20 protein-coding genes are annotated in these 15082 nt (G+C 71.1%); 8 read left to right on the top strand and 12 right to left on the bottom strand.

What is annotated here, in order from left to right; genetic code table 11:
- The first annotated feature begins 42 nt into the window (after nt 1–42).
- A complete protein-coding gene (gene sodN / locus IOD14_RS07270; protein ID WP_123991601.1) occupies nt 43–438 on the top strand; it encodes a superoxide dismutase, Ni in 396 nt (131 codons plus the stop codon).
- 120 nt (nt 439–558) lie between these two features.
- On the opposite strand, the gene ppk2 is transcribed toward sodN, so the two are convergent.
- From ppk2 to IOD14_RS07255, 3 genes are read right to left on the bottom strand one after another with little or no spacing between them, the layout of a single operon-like run.
- Nucleotides 559–1431, bottom strand: coding sequence for a polyphosphate kinase 2 (ppk2, locus tag IOD14_RS07265; RefSeq protein ID WP_212669905.1), 873 nt, complete (start codon nt 1429–1431; stop codon nt 559–561).
- 26 nt (nt 1432–1457) lie between these two features.
- Nucleotides 1458–1691, bottom strand: coding sequence for a hypothetical protein (locus IOD14_RS07260; RefSeq protein ID WP_212669904.1), 234 nt, complete (start codon nt 1689–1691; stop codon nt 1458–1460).
- 18 nt (nt 1692–1709) lie between these two features.
- The gene (locus IOD14_RS07255) at nt 1710–2864 is read right to left on the bottom strand and encodes an inorganic phosphate transporter (RefSeq protein WP_212669903.1); all 1155 of its coding nucleotides are present in this window, start codon (nt 2862–2864) and stop codon (nt 1710–1712) included.
- 103 nt (nt 2865–2967) lie between these two features.
- On the opposite strand from IOD14_RS07255, the gene IOD14_RS07250 reads away from it, so the two are divergent.
- From IOD14_RS07250 to IOD14_RS07240, 3 genes are all read left to right on the top strand, one after another.
- Nucleotides 2968–3363 (top strand): helix-turn-helix transcriptional regulator, encoded by a 396-nt coding sequence (locus IOD14_RS07250; RefSeq protein WP_123991597.1) that lies wholly within the window; start codon nt 2968–2970, stop codon nt 3361–3363.
- 9 nt (nt 3364–3372) lie between these two features.
- Nucleotides 3373–3789 (top strand): VOC family protein, encoded by a 417-nt coding sequence (locus IOD14_RS07245; RefSeq protein ID WP_123991596.1) that lies wholly within the window; start codon nt 3373–3375, stop codon nt 3787–3789.
- A 96-nt stretch (nt 3790–3885) separates the two neighbouring features.
- Nucleotides 3886–4629, top strand: a complete 744-nt coding sequence (locus IOD14_RS07240; RefSeq protein ID WP_212669902.1) for a VOC family protein — start codon at nt 3886–3888, stop codon at nt 4627–4629.
- Here the strand turns inward: IOD14_RS07240 and IOD14_RS07235 are convergent.
- The 8 genes from IOD14_RS07235 to IOD14_RS07200 form a co-directional block, all read right to left on the bottom strand.
- Nucleotides 4616–4843: a hypothetical protein gene (locus IOD14_RS07235; protein ID WP_249125859.1), complete on the bottom strand. Its 228-nt coding sequence runs from the start codon at nt 4841–4843 to the stop codon at nt 4616–4618. The genes IOD14_RS07240 and IOD14_RS07235 overlap by 14 nt on opposite strands.
- The gene (locus IOD14_RS07230) at nt 4840–5163 is read right to left on the bottom strand and encodes a DUF952 domain-containing protein (RefSeq protein ID WP_212669900.1); all 324 of its coding nucleotides are present in this window, start codon (nt 5161–5163) and stop codon (nt 4840–4842) included. Before IOD14_RS07230 ends, IOD14_RS07235 begins: the two co-directional genes overlap by 4 nt.
- Nucleotides 5164–5172: 9 nt before the next feature.
- Nucleotides 5173–6378, bottom strand: coding sequence for a sigma-70 family RNA polymerase sigma factor (locus IOD14_RS07225; RefSeq protein WP_212669899.1), 1206 nt, complete (start codon nt 6376–6378; stop codon nt 5173–5175).
- 5 nt (nt 6379–6383) lie between these two features.
- Nucleotides 6384–6797 carry a YciI family protein gene (locus tag IOD14_RS07220; RefSeq protein ID WP_123991591.1) on the bottom strand — a complete coding sequence of 138 codons (414 nt, stop codon included), beginning with the start codon at nt 6795–6797 and terminating at the stop codon, nt 6384–6386.
- A 94-nt stretch (nt 6798–6891) separates the two neighbouring features.
- Complete coding sequence (locus IOD14_RS07215) at nt 6892–7089, bottom strand: hypothetical protein (RefSeq protein ID WP_123991590.1); 198 nt, start codon at nt 7087–7089, stop codon at nt 6892–6894.
- A 115-nt stretch (nt 7090–7204) separates the two neighbouring features.
- Nucleotides 7205–7810 (bottom strand): GNAT family N-acetyltransferase, encoded by a 606-nt coding sequence (locus IOD14_RS07210; protein WP_212669898.1) that lies wholly within the window; start codon nt 7808–7810, stop codon nt 7205–7207.
- 172 nt (nt 7811–7982) lie between these two features.
- A complete protein-coding gene (locus IOD14_RS07205) occupies nt 7983–9056 on the bottom strand; it encodes a family 2 encapsulin nanocompartment cargo protein polyprenyl transferase (protein ID WP_249126253.1) in 1074 nt (357 codons plus the stop codon).
- Between the two features lie 164 nt (nt 9057–9220).
- Entirely contained in the window at nt 9221–10627 is a 1407-nt protein-coding gene (locus tag IOD14_RS07200; protein ID WP_123991587.1) for a family 2B encapsulin nanocompartment shell protein, read from the bottom strand.
- A 313-nt stretch (nt 10628–10940) separates the two neighbouring features.
- On the opposite strand from IOD14_RS07200, the gene IOD14_RS07195 reads away from it, so the two are divergent.
- Together IOD14_RS07195 and IOD14_RS07190 are read left to right on the top strand one after the other, a co-directional pair.
- On the top strand, nt 10941–11531 hold the full coding sequence (locus IOD14_RS07195) for an N-acetylmuramoyl-L-alanine amidase (protein WP_123991586.1): 591 nt from the start codon (nt 10941–10943) through the stop codon (nt 11529–11531).
- Nucleotides 11532–11553: 22 nt separating this feature from the next.
- Nucleotides 11554–12447, top strand: a complete 894-nt coding sequence (locus IOD14_RS07190; protein ID WP_212669896.1) for a pyridoxal-phosphate dependent enzyme — start codon at nt 11554–11556, stop codon at nt 12445–12447.
- 12 nt (nt 12448–12459) lie between these two features.
- On the opposite strand, the gene IOD14_RS07185 is transcribed toward IOD14_RS07190, so the two are convergent.
- Nucleotides 12460–14058, bottom strand: coding sequence for a Na+/H+ antiporter (locus IOD14_RS07185; RefSeq protein WP_123991584.1), 1599 nt, complete (start codon nt 14056–14058; stop codon nt 12460–12462).
- 85 nt (nt 14059–14143) lie between these two features.
- On the opposite strand from IOD14_RS07185, the gene IOD14_RS07180 reads away from it, so the two are divergent.
- Both IOD14_RS07180 and IOD14_RS07175 read left to right on the top strand, forming a co-directional pair.
- A complete protein-coding gene (locus IOD14_RS07180; protein WP_123991583.1) occupies nt 14144–14404 on the top strand; it encodes a UBP-type zinc finger domain-containing protein in 261 nt (86 codons plus the stop codon).
- Between the two features lie 260 nt (nt 14405–14664).
- Complete coding sequence (locus tag IOD14_RS07175; RefSeq protein WP_004925829.1) at nt 14665–15078, top strand: anti-sigma regulatory factor; 414 nt, start codon at nt 14665–14667, stop codon at nt 15076–15078.
- Nucleotides 15079–15082 lie beyond the last annotated feature (4 nt).

Below are 15082 nucleotides of genomic sequence, written 5' to 3'. Positions count from 1 at the left end.
AATGTCGCACCTGAGAAGACGATCACGAGGAAGGAATGCTCCATGCTTTCCCGCCTGTTTGCCCCCAAGGTCAAGGTCAGCGCACACTGCGACCTGCCCTGCGGTGTGTACGACCCGGCCCAGGCCCGCATCGAGGCGGAGTCGGTGAAGGCCGTGCAGGAGAAGATGGCCGCCAACGACGACCCGCACTTCCAGGCGCGTGCCGTTGTCATCAAGGAGCAGCGCGCCGAGCTCGCGAAGCACCACGTTTCCGTGCTCTGGAGCGACTACTTCAAGCCCCCGCACTTCGAGAAGTACCCGGAGCTGCACCAGCTGGTCAACGACACCCTGAAGGCCCTCTCGGCCGCCAAGGCGTCGACCGACCCGGCCACCGGTCAGAAGGCCCTGGACTACATCGCCCAGATCGACAAGATCTTCTGGGAGACCAAGAAGGCCTGACCTCGTCGGCCTCCGTCGACCCGCGATCGGTGCACCATCGCAGGCCGACGGGAGTACCCCCGGAGGGGCCCGGTCCGTACGGACCGGGCCCCTCCGTCGTTCGTCCGTCCGCCGGACGGTCTAGTCCTCGCCCGCCTCCAGCAGTCCCGCCGCCGCGCCCACGATCCGCGGGTCCGGGGTGCCGACGACCTCGTCGTCCTTGTCGGAGTAGTCGAAGCGGGCCAGGACGCTGCGCATGGCCTCGACGCGGGCCCGCTTCTTGTCGTTGCTCTTGACCACGGTCCAGGGCGCGAACTGGGTGTCCGTCTCACGGAACATGGCGACCTTGGCGGCGGTGTAGTCGTCCCAGCGGTCCAGGGAGGCCAGGTCCATGGGGCTGAGCTTCCACTGCCGTACGGGGTCGATCTGACGGATGGTGAAGCGGGTGCGCTGCTCGCCCTGGGAGACCGAGAACCAGAACTTCAGCAGGTCCACTCCGTCGTCCACGAGCATCCGCTCGAACAGCGGGGCCTGCCGCGTGAAGCGCCGGTACTCGTCGTCGGAGCAGAAGCCCATGACCCGCTCCACCCCGGCCCGGTTGTACCAGGACCGGTCGAACAGCACGATCTCGCCCGCGGTCGGCAGATGTTCGACGTACCGCTGGAAGTACCACTGTCCGCGCTCTCGCTCGGTCGGCTTCTCCAGGGCCACCACCCGCGCGCCACGGGGGTTCAGATGCTCCGTGAAGCGCTTGATGGTGCCGCCCTTGCCGGCCGCGTCCCGTCCCTCGAACACGATGACGAGCCGGCGCCCGGTCTCCTTGATCCAGCTCTGCAGCTTCAGCAGTTCGATCTGCTGGAGCCGTTTGTGCCAGTCGTACTCCTTGCGCTCCATGCGGTGCGCGTAGGGGTAGTTCTCCCGCCAGGTGTCGATCGGACTGCCGTCCGGGCGGATGAGCACGGGGTCGTCGGGGTCGGTGTAGTCGACCTGCAGATCGGTCAGCAAGGGCGTCATCCTGGGGCCCCTCTCAGCTCGGTGGGTCAGTGGAACTGGGGCACGATCAGATGGATGCCGTACGCCACCACCGCCGCGCAGGCGAGGAAACACAGGCCGGCCTGGACGACGCCGAGAGTCGACGTGCCGGTGCCGTCCTCCCCCGCCCCCTCGAAGCGGGCGAGGCCGAGCACCCCGAGGGCGAAGACGACGACCACGGCGACGGTGACGCCGATGCTCACCGCGGTGACCTGGCCGAGTGCGGTCCAGTCGATGATCATGACAGGAACTCCTGGGTCTCAGGCGGCCGTACCGACACGCGTCGGCGGCTCGGTACGGATGGTGACCTCGTGGGTGTCGTTCACGTTGTGCGCGCTCACCGGGTTGCGGCGGGAGACGAGGACGATGCCCGCGGCGACGGCCGCGCCGACCAGGGCCACGACGACGGTGCCGAAGTCGCCGCCGTGCTTGACCGCGCTCGCGGAGACGCCACCCACCAGCGCTGCGGCGGGCAGGGTGATCAGCCAGGCGAGGACCATCTTGCCCGCGATGCCCCAGCGGACCTCCGCGAGCCTGCGGCCGAGACCCGCGCCGAGGATGCTGCCCGAGGCGACCTGGGTGGTCGACAGGGCGAAGCCGAGGTGGGCGGAGGTCAGGATGACCGTCGTGGACGCGGTCTCCGCGGCGAAGCCCTGCGGGGACTGGATCTCGGTGAGCCCCTTGCCCATGGTGCGGATGATCCGCCAGCCGCCGAGGTAGGTGCCGAGGCCGATCGCGAGACCCGCGGAGGCGATGACCCAGACCGGCGGACCGGCGTCGTGGCCGAGCGCGCCCGCCGAGATGAGGGTGAGGGTGATCACGCCCATGGTCTTCTGGGCGTCGTTGGTGCCGTGCGCGAGGGAGACGAGGGACGCGGAGGCGATCTGGCCGAGCCGGAAGCCCTTGGTCACCGAGTCCTTGCGGGCGCGGGCGGTGAGCTTGTAGGCGAGGTAGGTGGCGATCAGCGCCGCCACGCCCGCGACCACGGGGGAGGCCACCGCGGGGATCAGGATCTTCTCGACCACCTTGTCGAAGTGCACGCCGTGGGAGCCCGCACCCACCCACACCGCGCCGATCAGCCCGCCGAACAGCGCGTGCGACGAGCTCGACGGCAGGCCGACCAGCCAGGTCAGCAGGTTCCACAGAATCGCTCCGACCAGCCCCGCGAAGATCATCCCCGGTGAGACCAGGGTGTCGTCCACGATGCCACCGGAGATCGTCTTGGCGACCTCGGTCGACAGGAAGGCGCCCACGATGTTCAGGACACCGCTCACCAGGACCGCGGTCCTGGGTTTGAGTGCGCCGGTCGCGATGGACGTCGCCATGGCGTTGGCGGTGTCGTGGAATCCGTTGGTGAAGTCGAAGGCCAGGGCTGTGACGATGACGACCGCCACGAGGAACGTGATGTGGTCCATGCCTCTCATGGGAGCAAGCGCTTCCGTACGGGAGGCGAACGTGAGGCAAAGCCCGTTCCAGGTCCCCGCGCCCAGCCGGTGAGCGTCGTGCGATGCTGGCGTGATGGTGAGCATCGAGGACCTGGTGCGGCTGCGGCAGGCGCGGGACCGGATGGACCGGGAGTACACCGAGCCGCTCGACGTGCCCGCGCTCGCCCGCACCGCGCTGATGTCACCGGGCCATTTCCAGCGCAGCTTCCGCGCGGAGTTCGGGGAGACGCCGTACGGCTATCTCATGACCCGGCGCATCGAGCGCGCGAAGGCCCTGCTGCGGCGGGGCGACCTGTCCGTCACCGAGGTCTGCATGGCCGTGGGGTGCACCTCCCTGGGCTCCTTCAGCTCCCGGTTCACGGAGCTGGTCGGCGAGACACCGAGCGCCTACCGGGCCCGCCCGCACGAGGAGATCGCGGGGATCCCGCCGTGTGTGGTCCGCAGGCACACCCGGCCCCGCCGGGCCTAACGTGAAGCCATGGACATCAAGCTCAAGAATTGCTTCATCGCCGTCGACGACCACGACAAGGCGATCGCGTTCTACCGGGACGTCCTCGGCATGGAGGTACGGGGTGACGTCGGGTACGAGGGCATGCGCTGGGTGACCGTCGGCTCGCCGCTGCAGCCGGACGTGGACATCGTCCTGGAGCCGCCCGCCGCCGACCCGGACGCCTCCCCCGCGGACAAGGAGGCGATGGCCCGACTGCTGGCGAAAGGGCTGCTGCGGGGGGTCAACTTCACGACCACCGACTGCGACGCCCTGTTCGCGCGCGTGCGGGAGTCCGGGGCCGAGGTGATCCAGGAGCCGACGGACATGCCGTACGGGGTGCGGGACTGCGCTTTTCGGGATCCGGCGGGGAACATGCTGCGGTTCATGGAGTCGTCGGGCGACTGAGTCGTCCGCCGCGCCGTCGCGACGGGTCGCGCCCACGCGGTGGAGCCGCTCGTCAACACAGCCCCGCGCCCGTTCGGGACCCTTACGATCACCGGTATGAGTACGCACTGGACCTATGCCTTCGTGGACCGGCCGGTTCCCCGCTTCGCCCAGGCCTGTGACTTCTGGACCGCCGTCACGGGCTCGCGGCTGTCCGAGTTCCGGGGTGAGCGGCGGGAGTTCGTGACGTTGGAGCCTTCCGACGGAGCCGACGCCGGTGTGAAGGCGCAGGCCGTCGCCTCCGGGCCCGGCGGTGCGCATCTCGACTTCTGTGTGGACGACGTACGGAAGTTCGCGAGAGCCGCCCAGGCGCTCGGCGCGCATGTGGTCGCCGATCAGGGGACGTTGGTCGTGCTGCGCTCCCCCGCGGGCCAGCTGTTCTGCGCCGACCCTTGGCGCGGACAGTCCGCCCGCCCGCCGGTGTTCCGCGGCAGTCGGCTCGACCAGGTCTGCCAGGACGTCCCGCCGTCCCTGTTCGACGCCGAAGTCGCCTTCTGGACGGCCCTGTTGCCCGACTGGGAGTCGCGTTCGGGCTCCCTGCCCGAGTTCCACGTCCTCGTGCCCCCGCCCGGGCTCCCGGTCCGCATCCTTCTCCAGCGCCTCGACGAGGAACGCCCCGCCGGCGCCCATCTGGACCTGGCCTGCGCGGACATCGGGGCGACACGGGCGGAACACGAGCGTCTGGGCGCGGAGTTCGTCGCCGAGGGCAGGAGCTGGACGGTGATGAGGGACCCGGCCGGCGGCCTGTACTGCCTGACGGGCCGGGACCCGGAAACCGGCGGTCCGCCTAGCGCTTCATGACGATGCAGAGGACCCGGCCCTCCTCGTCGGGGGTGGCGCCGGCGCACGCCGACTCCCACCCCTTCGGGAGCGAGGGCGTCGGACTCGCCCCCTGCCGGCCCAACGGGCCCTGCGGCTCCGCCGAGTCCTGGAGCCAGAGCGTCAGCCCACCCGCCACGACCACGAGAACCGCCCACACCAGCAGGGCCCAGCGCCATGGGCGCCGACCGCTCACCCCCACGGCTCCACGTCGACGACCGCCTCCACCGGAAGGGGCCCGTAGATGTGCGGGAACTCCTCGGCACCGGGCTCGGGAGCCTCGTACTTCAGCGGTACGCCGAGACGGGCGGGGTCGATGACGAGGACGACCAGGTCCGGCAGGCCGGCGTAGAAGGCCGCCGCCGTGCGCGGCAGTTGCTCGCGTGTCGAGCAGTGGATGAACCCCTCCTCCTGGAGGGTGCGGCCGCGCGTCGAGATCTCGTACGTGCCCCGGGCCCGGGCCTCCTCCCAGAGGGAGCGTTCGGTCAGGTGCACGATGAGGTTCGTTGTGGACATGCCGTCACGTTAAGGCCTCAGCCGTGCCGCCCGCCCCTGCAGATAGCGCTGCTCGGGAAGGCTCAGGGTCTTGGCGGCCGCCGACTCGTACGCGGCCCGCGCCTGTGCGTGCGAACCGGCCCGCTCCAGCAGATGTCCGCGTACGGCGTCCAGCCGGTGCCCCAACTCGTCGTTCAGCGAGTCCAGCTCCGCGAGTCCCGCCCGCGGCCCGTGCACCATCGCGACCGCGACCGCCCGGTTCAGCCGCTCCACGGGGCCCGGAACGAGCCGTACGAGCACGTCGTAGAGCCCGAGGATCTCGCGCCAGTCGGTCGCCTCCGGCGTGGGCGCCTCGTCGTGCACGGCGGCGATGGCCGCACGGATCTGGTAGGGCCCGGCACGGCGGTGGGCCAGCGCCCGGGTGACCAGCGCGACGCCCTCCTCGATCGCGGCCTTGTCCCAGCGGGCGCGGTCCTGTTCGTCGAGGGGGACCAGGTCGCCGTCCGGGCCGGTGCGGGCGTCGCGGCGGGCGTCGGTGAGGAGCATCAGGGCGAGCAGGCCGGCGATCTCGCAGTCGTGGGGCAGGAGGCGGTGCACCGTGCGGGTCAGCCGGATCGCCTCGCCGGCGAGGTCGCGGCGCTGCAGGGCCGGTCCCGAGGTCGCCGTATGGCCCTCGTTGAAGATCAGGTAGAGGGTGTGCAGGACGGCCGGCAGCCGTTCCTCCCAGTGTTCCGGCCGCCCGAAGTCCGCGCCGCGCACCTTCTGCTTGGCCCGGCTGATGCGCTGGGCCATGGTCGCCTCGGGGACGAGATACGCCCGGGCGATCTCCGCCGTGGTCAGACCGCCGACCGCGCGCAGGGTGAGCGCGATCTGCGCGGACGGGGTGAGCCGCGGATGGCAGCACAGGAACAGCAGGGACAGGGTGTCGTCCTCGCGCGGCGCCCGGTCGGCGACCGCCGTGACGCGCACGCCCAGCGCCACCGCCTTCTCCTCCCGCGCCCGCCGCGCCTCCTCCGCGCGCAACGAGTCGGTCAGCCGCCGCGAGGCCACCTTGATGAGCCACCCGCGCGGATTGTCGGGCACCCCTGCCGACGGCCACTGCCGGGCTGCGGCCAGCAGCGCCTCCTGTACGGCGTCCTCGGCGGCGTCGAAATGGCCGTACCGCCTGACCAGCGCGCCGAGGACCTGCGGCGCGTGCAGGCGCAGCAGGTCCTCGGTCCCGCTCGTCGGCAGCACGGCTCTCAGATGTCCCCGGCGCCGTCCAGGATGGGCCGGATCACCACCGGGTACTCGGGGGCGCCGGCGGGCTGGGGGCACTGGGCGATGCGTTCGGCGATCTCCGTGACGCGCTCCAGGCTCTCGCACTCCAGCACCCAGTAGCCGCACAGCAGCTCCTTGGTCTCGCTGTAGGGCCCGTCGGTGATCACGGCCTTGCCGTCGGTGCCCCGGCTGACGTGGCGGATCTTCGCGGGCTCGGCGAGCCCCTGGCCGTCTAGCATCTCGCCGGTCTCGGACAGGTCGTCGTTGACGGCGCTCATGAAGGCGTACATCGTCTGGATCTCCTGCTCGCTCCAGGCCGGGGAGTTCTCGGAGCCCTTGCCGCGCATGGCCTCGTAGTCGGCCTGTGTTCCCTGCACCATGACCAGGTACTTCATGATTCCGCTCCTTCGGCGTCGATCGGCTCGGCCACCCGGGGCGGGCGGCTCTCACAGGGGACGTCGGAGCCGGGGACGGATTCTCGACAGGGGTTCAGGAACCTTTTCCGGCGGGGGCGCCGCCGTGGTCCTCGTCGGCGTCGGCGGCCCGGTCGGCGCACGCCGCGCACTCGGGGTTGTGGCACGGGCCGCCCGTCCAGACGGGGACCCATGCACCCAGCGTCTTGTGACGCCGTACGACGGTCTCGACCGGCTGTCCGCAGACGGGACAGACGCGTTCGTCAGTGCCCATGTCCTCAGGGTAGGGCGAAGGGGGCCGCGGCGCTCCCCTCAGCGCTTGCTGCGGTACGTCCGCGACTCGCGCGGATGTACGTCCGCGTACTCGCGCGGATGCTCGTGGGCTGCGCCTAGCTCGACTGCCCGGGCTCGCGCCACATGGGCCACATCTGCGGTCCGTCCGGCAGATCGAGCGGCCGGTCCACCAACTCGAAGCCGAGCCGCTCGTACAGTCCCCGGCTCCGCGCGCAGCTCGCCTCCAGGTAGGCCGGCACCCCGTCCCGGTCGCACCGCTCCAGAACCGACTCGATGAGCTCGGTCCCGAGCCCCTCCCCCTGCCGCTCGGGTGCCACCCCGATCATCCACAGGTACTCGTGGGCGCGCCCGGCCGGATGGACGTCAGCCGTGAGCCGTCCGATCAGCTCGATCCGTTCGTTGTCCGGATCGACAGCCTCCCTCAGCTGCGCGAACCCGTCCTCGTCGTCGTGCCCGTCGGCGCTCTCCGCCGGCACCGGCAGCCACAACGCGCACGCCGCCCCGTCCTGCGTGACCTCCACCCGCCCCTCGGCGAGCACGATGTCGACGAACGCGGCCATCAGCCGGGGATGGGTCGTACGGCGCTCCTCCTCCCCCGGGAAGATCCATCCGCTGACCGGATCGTCCTGGAAGGCCGCGTCCAGCAGCCGCGCGACCGCTTCCCGGTCGCTTGCGTCGGCCGTCCGTATCACCACGCCCATGCCCCACCCCTTTGATCTCAACCACCCTCGGTCACACGGGTGTTGAGAGTATCCGGTGCGCATGCGGAAGCGGGCCCCGCACACCGTGGGGATGTGCGGGACCCGTTCGTGCCGGAGCCCCCGGCTGCCGTGCGGGGTCAGGAACCGCGCGGGGCCGGGCGCTCCGGGGTCATCAGGCGCTGCGCCGGGTCACGAACTCCGCGAGGGAGAGCAGCCCGCCGGCCGCCTCCGGATCGGGCACCGCGCGGGCCAGCTGCCCCATCGCCCGGGCCATCCGGTCGGCCGCCTGCGCCTGCGCCCAGTCCCGCCCGCCGGCCTCCTCGACGGCGAGCGCCGTGCGCGCCAGGTCCCCCTCGTCGTACGGCGCCGCGTACAGCTCGGCCAGTTCCGCGGCCGCGGCCGTGCCGGAGGTGAGCGCGGCGACCACCGGGAGGGACTTCTTGCGGGCGGCGAGATCCGCGCCGGCCGGTTTGCCGGTGCGGCTCGGGTCGCCCCATATGCCGATCACGTCGTCGATGAGCTGGAAGGCGAGGCCCGCCTCCCGGCCGAAGGCGTCCATCGCCCCGACGTCCTCGGCGGACGCGCCCGCGTACAGCGCGCCGAGCGCACAGGCACAGCCCAGCAGCGCGCCCGTCTTGGCCTCGGCCATGACGAGTACCTGGTCGAGGGTGACCTCGGCGGGGCCGAGCTTCTGCAGGGCGGTGTCCTCGTGCTGGCCCTCGCACAGCTCGACGACACAGTCCGCGAGGCGGGCGGCGGCCGCTCCCGCCGCGGGGTGCGGGTCCTCGGCCAGCAACCGCAGCGCCAACGCCTGGAGGGCGTCCCCGGCGAGGATCGCGTCGGCGTCGCCGAAGACCGTCCACGCGGTGGGGCGGTGCCGTCGGGTGGTGTCGCGGTCCATCACGTCGTCGTGGAGCAGCGTGAAGTTGTGGACCAGTTCCACCGCCACGGCCGCCCGGACGGCCGCCGCCCGCGCCGGCTCCCCGCCGAGCGCGGCGGCCGCGGTGAGGACGAGCGCGGGCCGGATCGCCTTGCCCGCGTTCCCCGCCGCCGGGGTGCCGTCGGCCTGCTCCCAGCCGAAGTGGTACAGCGCGATCCTGCGCAGCGAGCCGGGCAGCGACTCCAGCGCGGACCGCAGTTCCGGATCGACCGACGCCCGGGCACGCTCCAGGACGGCCCCGGCCTCATGGCCGTCGAGGGGGCGGGACTCGGGGCTGTCGGGGGTGGCGGGGTCGACGGTCGGCAGGTGTCCTCCAGTGCGGGTGGGCGGGCTCCTGCGGGGTGCCTCCACCCCGGAGCCGGGCCGAGGTGCCTCCACACCGGAGGTCGGCCGAGGTGTCTCCACGCCGGTGTTCGACCGGGGTGTACCCGCCCCGGTGGGCGGGGACACGGCTCCCAGGTGCAGAAACGTCACCTCCAGCGGCCGATCTCGACGTTCTCCAGGACCCCGAGCGCGTCCGGCACCAGCACGGCCGCCGAGTAGTAGGCCGTCACCAGGTACTTGATGATCGACTGTTCGTTGATGCCCATGAACCGCACCGACAGGCTCGGCTCGATCTCGTCCGGGATACCGGCCTGCTGGAGGCCGATGACACCCTGGTCGGCCTCACCGGTACGCATGGCGATGATCGAGGTGGTCCGCTCCGGGGTGACCGGGATCTTGTTGCACGGGTAGATCGGCACTCCGCGCCAGGTGGGGATGCGGTTGCCTCCCATGTCGATGGTCTCGGGGACCAGTCCGCGCTTGTTGAGCTCACGGCCGATCGCGGAGATCGCGCGCGGGTGGGCGAGCAGCAGCTTGGTGCCCCGGCGCCGGCTGAGCAGTTCGTCGAGGTCGTCGGGGCTGGGCACGCCGTCGTGCGGCTGGAGGCGCTGGTCGTACTCGCAGTTGTTGAGCAGCCCGAACTCGCGGTTGTTGACGAGTTCGTGCTCCTGGCGTTCCTTGAGCGCCTCGACGGTCAGCCGGATCTGCTGTTCCGTCTGGTTCATCGGCTGGTTGTAGAGGTCGGCCACGCGCGTGTGGATGCGCAGAACGGTCTGGGCGATGCTCAGTTCGTACTCGCGGGGCCTGGCGTCGTAGTCGACGAAGGTGTGCGGGATGTCGGGCTCGCCGTCATGGCCCGCCGCGAGGTCGATCTCCTTCTCGCCGTACTTGTTGGTGCGCTGCGAGGGGATCGCGCGCTGCTCCCCGAGGTGCTCGCGCAGGCCGGCGGCGCGCTCCGCCAGCTGCTCGACGTCCTGGCGGGGCAGCACGAGGACCGTGCAGGCGGTGGCCGCGCGGGCGGTGTACTCCCAGATGGCGTCGGGGTCGAGGAGTGCTTGGTCGCCGAAGTAGGCGCCGTCGGCGAGGACTCCGAGGACCGCGTCGTCGCCGTAGGGGCCGGTGCCGACCTTCTCCACCCGGCCGTGGGCCAGCAGATACACCTCGTCGGCCTGGGCGCCGAACGAGGCGATCACCGAACCCGGGGTGAACTCGCGCTGCTGACAGCGCTGGGCCAGCTCGGAGAGCACGTCGTCGTCCTCGTACGACCTGAGTGCCGGCAGCTCGCGCAGCTCGGCGGGGATCACCTCGACCCGGTCTCCGGTCTTCACGAAGGTCACCCGGCCGTCGCCCACGGCATAGCTCAGTCGTCGGTTCACCCGGTACGTGCCGCCCTGCACGTTCACCCAGGGCAGCATGCGCAGGAGCCAGCGGGAGCTGATCTCCTGCATCTGGGGTGCGGACTTGGTGGTGGTGGCCAGGTTCCGCGCGGCTGCCGTGCCGAGGCTCTGCTGCGGCCGGTCCTGCTCGGTGCGGATCTCTTCGCCTACCGACATAAGGAATTGCCCTCCCAATACATGCCCGGACGCGATCTGCGCCCGGGCATCGATGTGCAAGGGCAAGCCTTCCTCACGGAGCGTGCCGGTGCTATTACACGAAAGAGGGGGAATGGATCACCACGAGGCTGGGCACATGCGCGATTCTTGTCCACTGACGTCCAGTCAAGTCCGTTTTCAGTAACGGAATTTGACTGTCCGAATCAGCTCGCACGCTGTGCGAACCAGGAGTCGGAGCCCGCCGCTTTCGGTACAAGCACGGGTACGAGCCGGCCGCGGTCGGTGGCCGGCGCACAGTGCGAAGGAGGGGGCCATGGCCTCACCCATGTCCGCGGGCAGATTCCTCGCCGTCCTGCGGGCGGAGGGCGCCACCGTCGCCGAGGTCGGCGACTGGGAGCACCACAACCGCAACCACGTCGGCGCCTGGGGACCGGTGCACGGCGTGATGATCCACCACACGGTGACCAGGGGCAGCGCGGCGACGGTGGAGCTGTGCCGCGAGGGCTACGCCGGCCTGCCGGGCCCGCTGTGCCACGGCGTCATCACGAAGAACGGCACCGTCCACCTCGTCGGCTACGGCCGCGCCAACCACGCCGGCCTCGGCGACGACGAGGTCCTGCGCGCGGTGATCGCCGAGCGGGCGCTCCCCGTCGACAACGAGGCCAACACCGACGGCAACCGCCACTTCTACGGCTTCGAGTGCGAGAACCTCGGCGACGGCGAGGATCCCTGGCCGGCCGCCCAGCTGACGGCGATCGAGCGGGTCTCGGCGGCGGTGTGCCGCCACCACGGCTGGACGGAACGGTCGGTCATCGGCCACCTGGAGTGGCAGCCGGGCAAGGTGGATCCACGAGGCTTCACGATGTCGTGGCTGCGCGGCCGTATCCGGGAGCGCCTGCAGTGATCCCGCAGGTCACAATGGGGGCGTGACCGTCCTCGACACCCTGCGCCCCCGCCTGCCCTCGCCCCTGCAGGAACTGTCGGACCCCCGCTTCGCCCGGCACGGCCTGCGCCTTCTCCTCAAGCGCGACGACCTGATCCACCCCGAGATCATCGGCAACAAGTGGCGCAAGCTCGCGCCGAACCTCACCGCGGCGGCCGGCCGTACGGTCGTCACCTTCGGCGGTGCCTACTCCAACCACCTGCGCGCCACGGCCGCCGCGGGCCGCCTCCTCGGGCTGCCCACGGTCGGCGTGGTCCGCGGTGAGGAACTCGCCGACCGCCCCCTGAACCCCGCCCTCGCCCGGTGCGCGGCCGACGGCATGCGACTGCACTTCGTCGACCGGGCGACGTACCGCCGCAAGACCGAAGCGGACGTCCTCGCGCGCGTGCTGCGCGCGGCGGGCGCCGAGGACGCGCACCTGGTCCCGGAAGGGGGCAGCAACGCGCTCGCCGTACGAGGCTGCCGGACGCTCGGCGAGGAGTTGTCCGGGCGGGCCGATGTCGTCGCGATCGCCTGCGGCACCGGAGGCACCCTCGCGGGACTGGCCGCGGGCCTCGCCCCGGGCCAGCGCGCCCTGGGCGTACCGGTCCTCAGGGGCGGCTTCCTGACGGCCGCCACAAGGGCGCTCCAGCGCGAGGCCTTCGGTGGCCCGCGCGGCGACTGGACGCTCGACGACCGCTTCCACTTCGGCGGCTACGCCCGCACCCCACCCGAACTGGACGCCTTCGCGGAGGACTTCGAGATGCGCCACGGTGTTCCGGTGGAACGTCTCTATGTCGCCAAGTTGCTGTATGGATTGGTCGCCCTCGCAGAGGAGGGCGCCTTCCCGCGCGGGGCGACGCTCGCGGCGGTGGTCACGGGCCGCCCCTTCCCCTGACCCGCGCACGCCCTACTCGGTCGCCTCCCGGTACGCGGCCGCCTCCTCCAGGTCCAGCCTGCGCAGCAGCGTCCGCAGCATCTCGTCGTCGATGTAGCGCAGGTCCCGCAGCTTCACGAAGACCGCGCGCTCGGCGCCGATCATCTCCCGGGACAGCCTGCGATAGGTGTCGTCGACGGTCTCACCGGTGAGGGGGTTGGACTGACCGAGGCGTTCCCAGACGGCGTTGCGGCGGCGCTCCAGGACCATGCGCAGGCGGTCGGCGAGGGGCGGCGGGAGCGCGTTGCGCTCGTCGGAGAGGAGTTCGTCCAGCCGCTGTTCGGCGGCCCGGGAGGCCTGCGCCTGGGCGTTGGCCTCGGCGAGGGTCTCGGCCTGCTGGTCGCGGCCGGGGAGCTTCAGCATGCGGATCAGCGGGGGCAGGGTGACGCCCTGGACGACGAGGGTGCCGATGACCGTCGTGAAGGTGAGGAAGAGGATCAGATTGCGGCCAGCGAACGGCTCGCCGTCGTGCAGGTGCTCCGGGATCGAGAACGCGATGGCCAGCGAGACGACGCCCCGCATCCCCGCCCAGGCGATGACGAAGGGCCCCTTCCAGGTGGGGTTGTCCTCCCGCTCGCGGATCCGCGCGGACAGCATGCGCGGGAGGAAGGTCGCCGGATACACCCAGACGAACCGCGACACGACGACCACGAGGAAGACGGCGACCGCGTACCAGGCGGCGCGGCCGCCCTCGTACTCCCCGAGGCCCCTGAGCACGACGGGCAGTTGCAGCCCGATGAGGGCGAACACCGACGACTCCAGGACGAAGGCGACCATTTTCCATACGGCGTCCTCCTGGAGGCGCGTCGCGAAGTCGACCTCCCACGCGCGGTGTCCCAGGAAGAGGGCCACCACGACGACCGCGAGCACCCCTGAGGCGTGGAACTGCTCGGCCGACGCGTAGGCGACGAACGGGATCAGCAGGGAGAGGGTGTTCTGCAGCAGCGGTTCCTTGAGGTGGGTGCGCAGCCAGTGGATCGGCACCATCAGCACCAGGCCGACGGCGACACCGCCGAAGGCCGCCAGCAGGAACTCCCCGATACCGCCCGCCCAGGTGGCGCCCTCGCCGATCGCGGCCGCGAGCGCGACCCGGTAGGCGGTGATCGCGGTCGCGTCGTTCACCAGGGACTCGCCCTGGAGGATGGTCGTGATCCGGGAGGGCAGACCCACGCGGCGTGCCACGGCCGTCGCCGCGACCGCGTCCGGCGGCGCCACCACGGCCCCCAGCACGAGCGCCCCGGTCAGCGAGAGCCCCGGCACGATCTGGTACGCCGCCCAGCCGACGACGAAGGTCGCGAAGAGGACGTATCCCACCGACAGCAGTGCCACGGGTCGCATTTGCGCCCTGAGGTCGAGATAGGAGCTGTCGGTGGCCGCGGAGTGCAGCAGGGGCGGCAGGATGATGGGCAGGACCACGTCCGGGTCGAGCGTGTACTCGGGGACCCCGGGAAGGTACGAGATCACCAGGCCGGCCGCGACCAGCAGCAGCGGCGCCGGAATCGGGGTGCGTCGGGCCGCCGCGGCGATCGCCGCGCTCCCCGCCACCAGCAACAGCAGTGGCATCACGTCCATGACCCTCGCCCGCCCTCGTTCATCGTCGTGCGCCCGCCCTCTTTTTCCGCGCGGCCGCCCGCGCGGCCGTCGTAACCTGGCAATCATGAAACAGTGCACGCACGCCGACGCGCTGCCGCACCCGGAGCCCGAGCCGCTCAGCGACACGTGCCCGGAGTGCCTGAGGGACGGTACCCACCCGGTCCAACTGCGTCTGTGTCTCGCCTGCGGTCACGTCGGCTGCTGCGACTCATCGCCGGGACAGCACGCGACGAAGCACCACAAGGACACCGACCACCCGATCATGCGCACCCACGAACCTGGTGAGAACTGGCGTTGGTGCTTCGTGGACCATGTCCTTGTGTGACCCTGGACCGCCGGGTTCCAGGACGGTTCGACCGTCTGACGTCTGGGTACGTCAACCCGGCGCGCGTTCTTCCCAATTGGAGCCGCAAACCCCTAGACACGGAGCGTGTCCACAGTTTTACTGTGAGTGACGGCAAGGGGTTGGGGTCCCGGGGACAGGAAAGTCGAGAGCGCGGTAGCGTCACCGCTGAACCACACGTCGCGTTACTCCGGGGGGCGACCCTCGGCCCCCGTAAAGCTTGTACCACCTTGGAGGTGAGGGTGTCCCAGATCGCAGGCGAGCCCGCGACCCAGGACTTCGTGGAAGTCCGGCTGCCGGCCGCGGGTGCCTACCTGTCGGTGCTGCGGACGGCCACGGCCGGCCTCGCAGCCCGTTTGGACTTCACCCTCGACGAGATCGAGGACCTGCGCATCGCGGTGGACGAGGCCTGCGCGATCCTGCTCCAGCAGGCCGTGCCCGGCTCGGTGCTCAGCTGTGTCTTCCGCCTTGTCGACGACTCGCTGGAGGTCACCGTCTCGGCCCCGACCACGGACGGTCACGCACCGTCACGGGACACCTTCGCCTGGACCGTCCTGTCGGCCCTCGCGGGCAAGGTCTCGTCGGCCGTGGACGAGGACAAGACCGTTTCGATCAGCCTCTACAAACAGCGCGGCGCGGGACCCGGGCCGGCGTGAGGAA

The organism is Streptomyces sp. A2-16 (assembly GCF_018128905.1).
GTDB lineage: Bacteria > Actinomycetota > Actinomycetes > Streptomycetales > Streptomycetaceae > Streptomyces.
The sequence above is the reverse complement of the archived record's forward strand: the minus strand, read 5'-3'. Positions and strand labels throughout refer to the sequence as shown.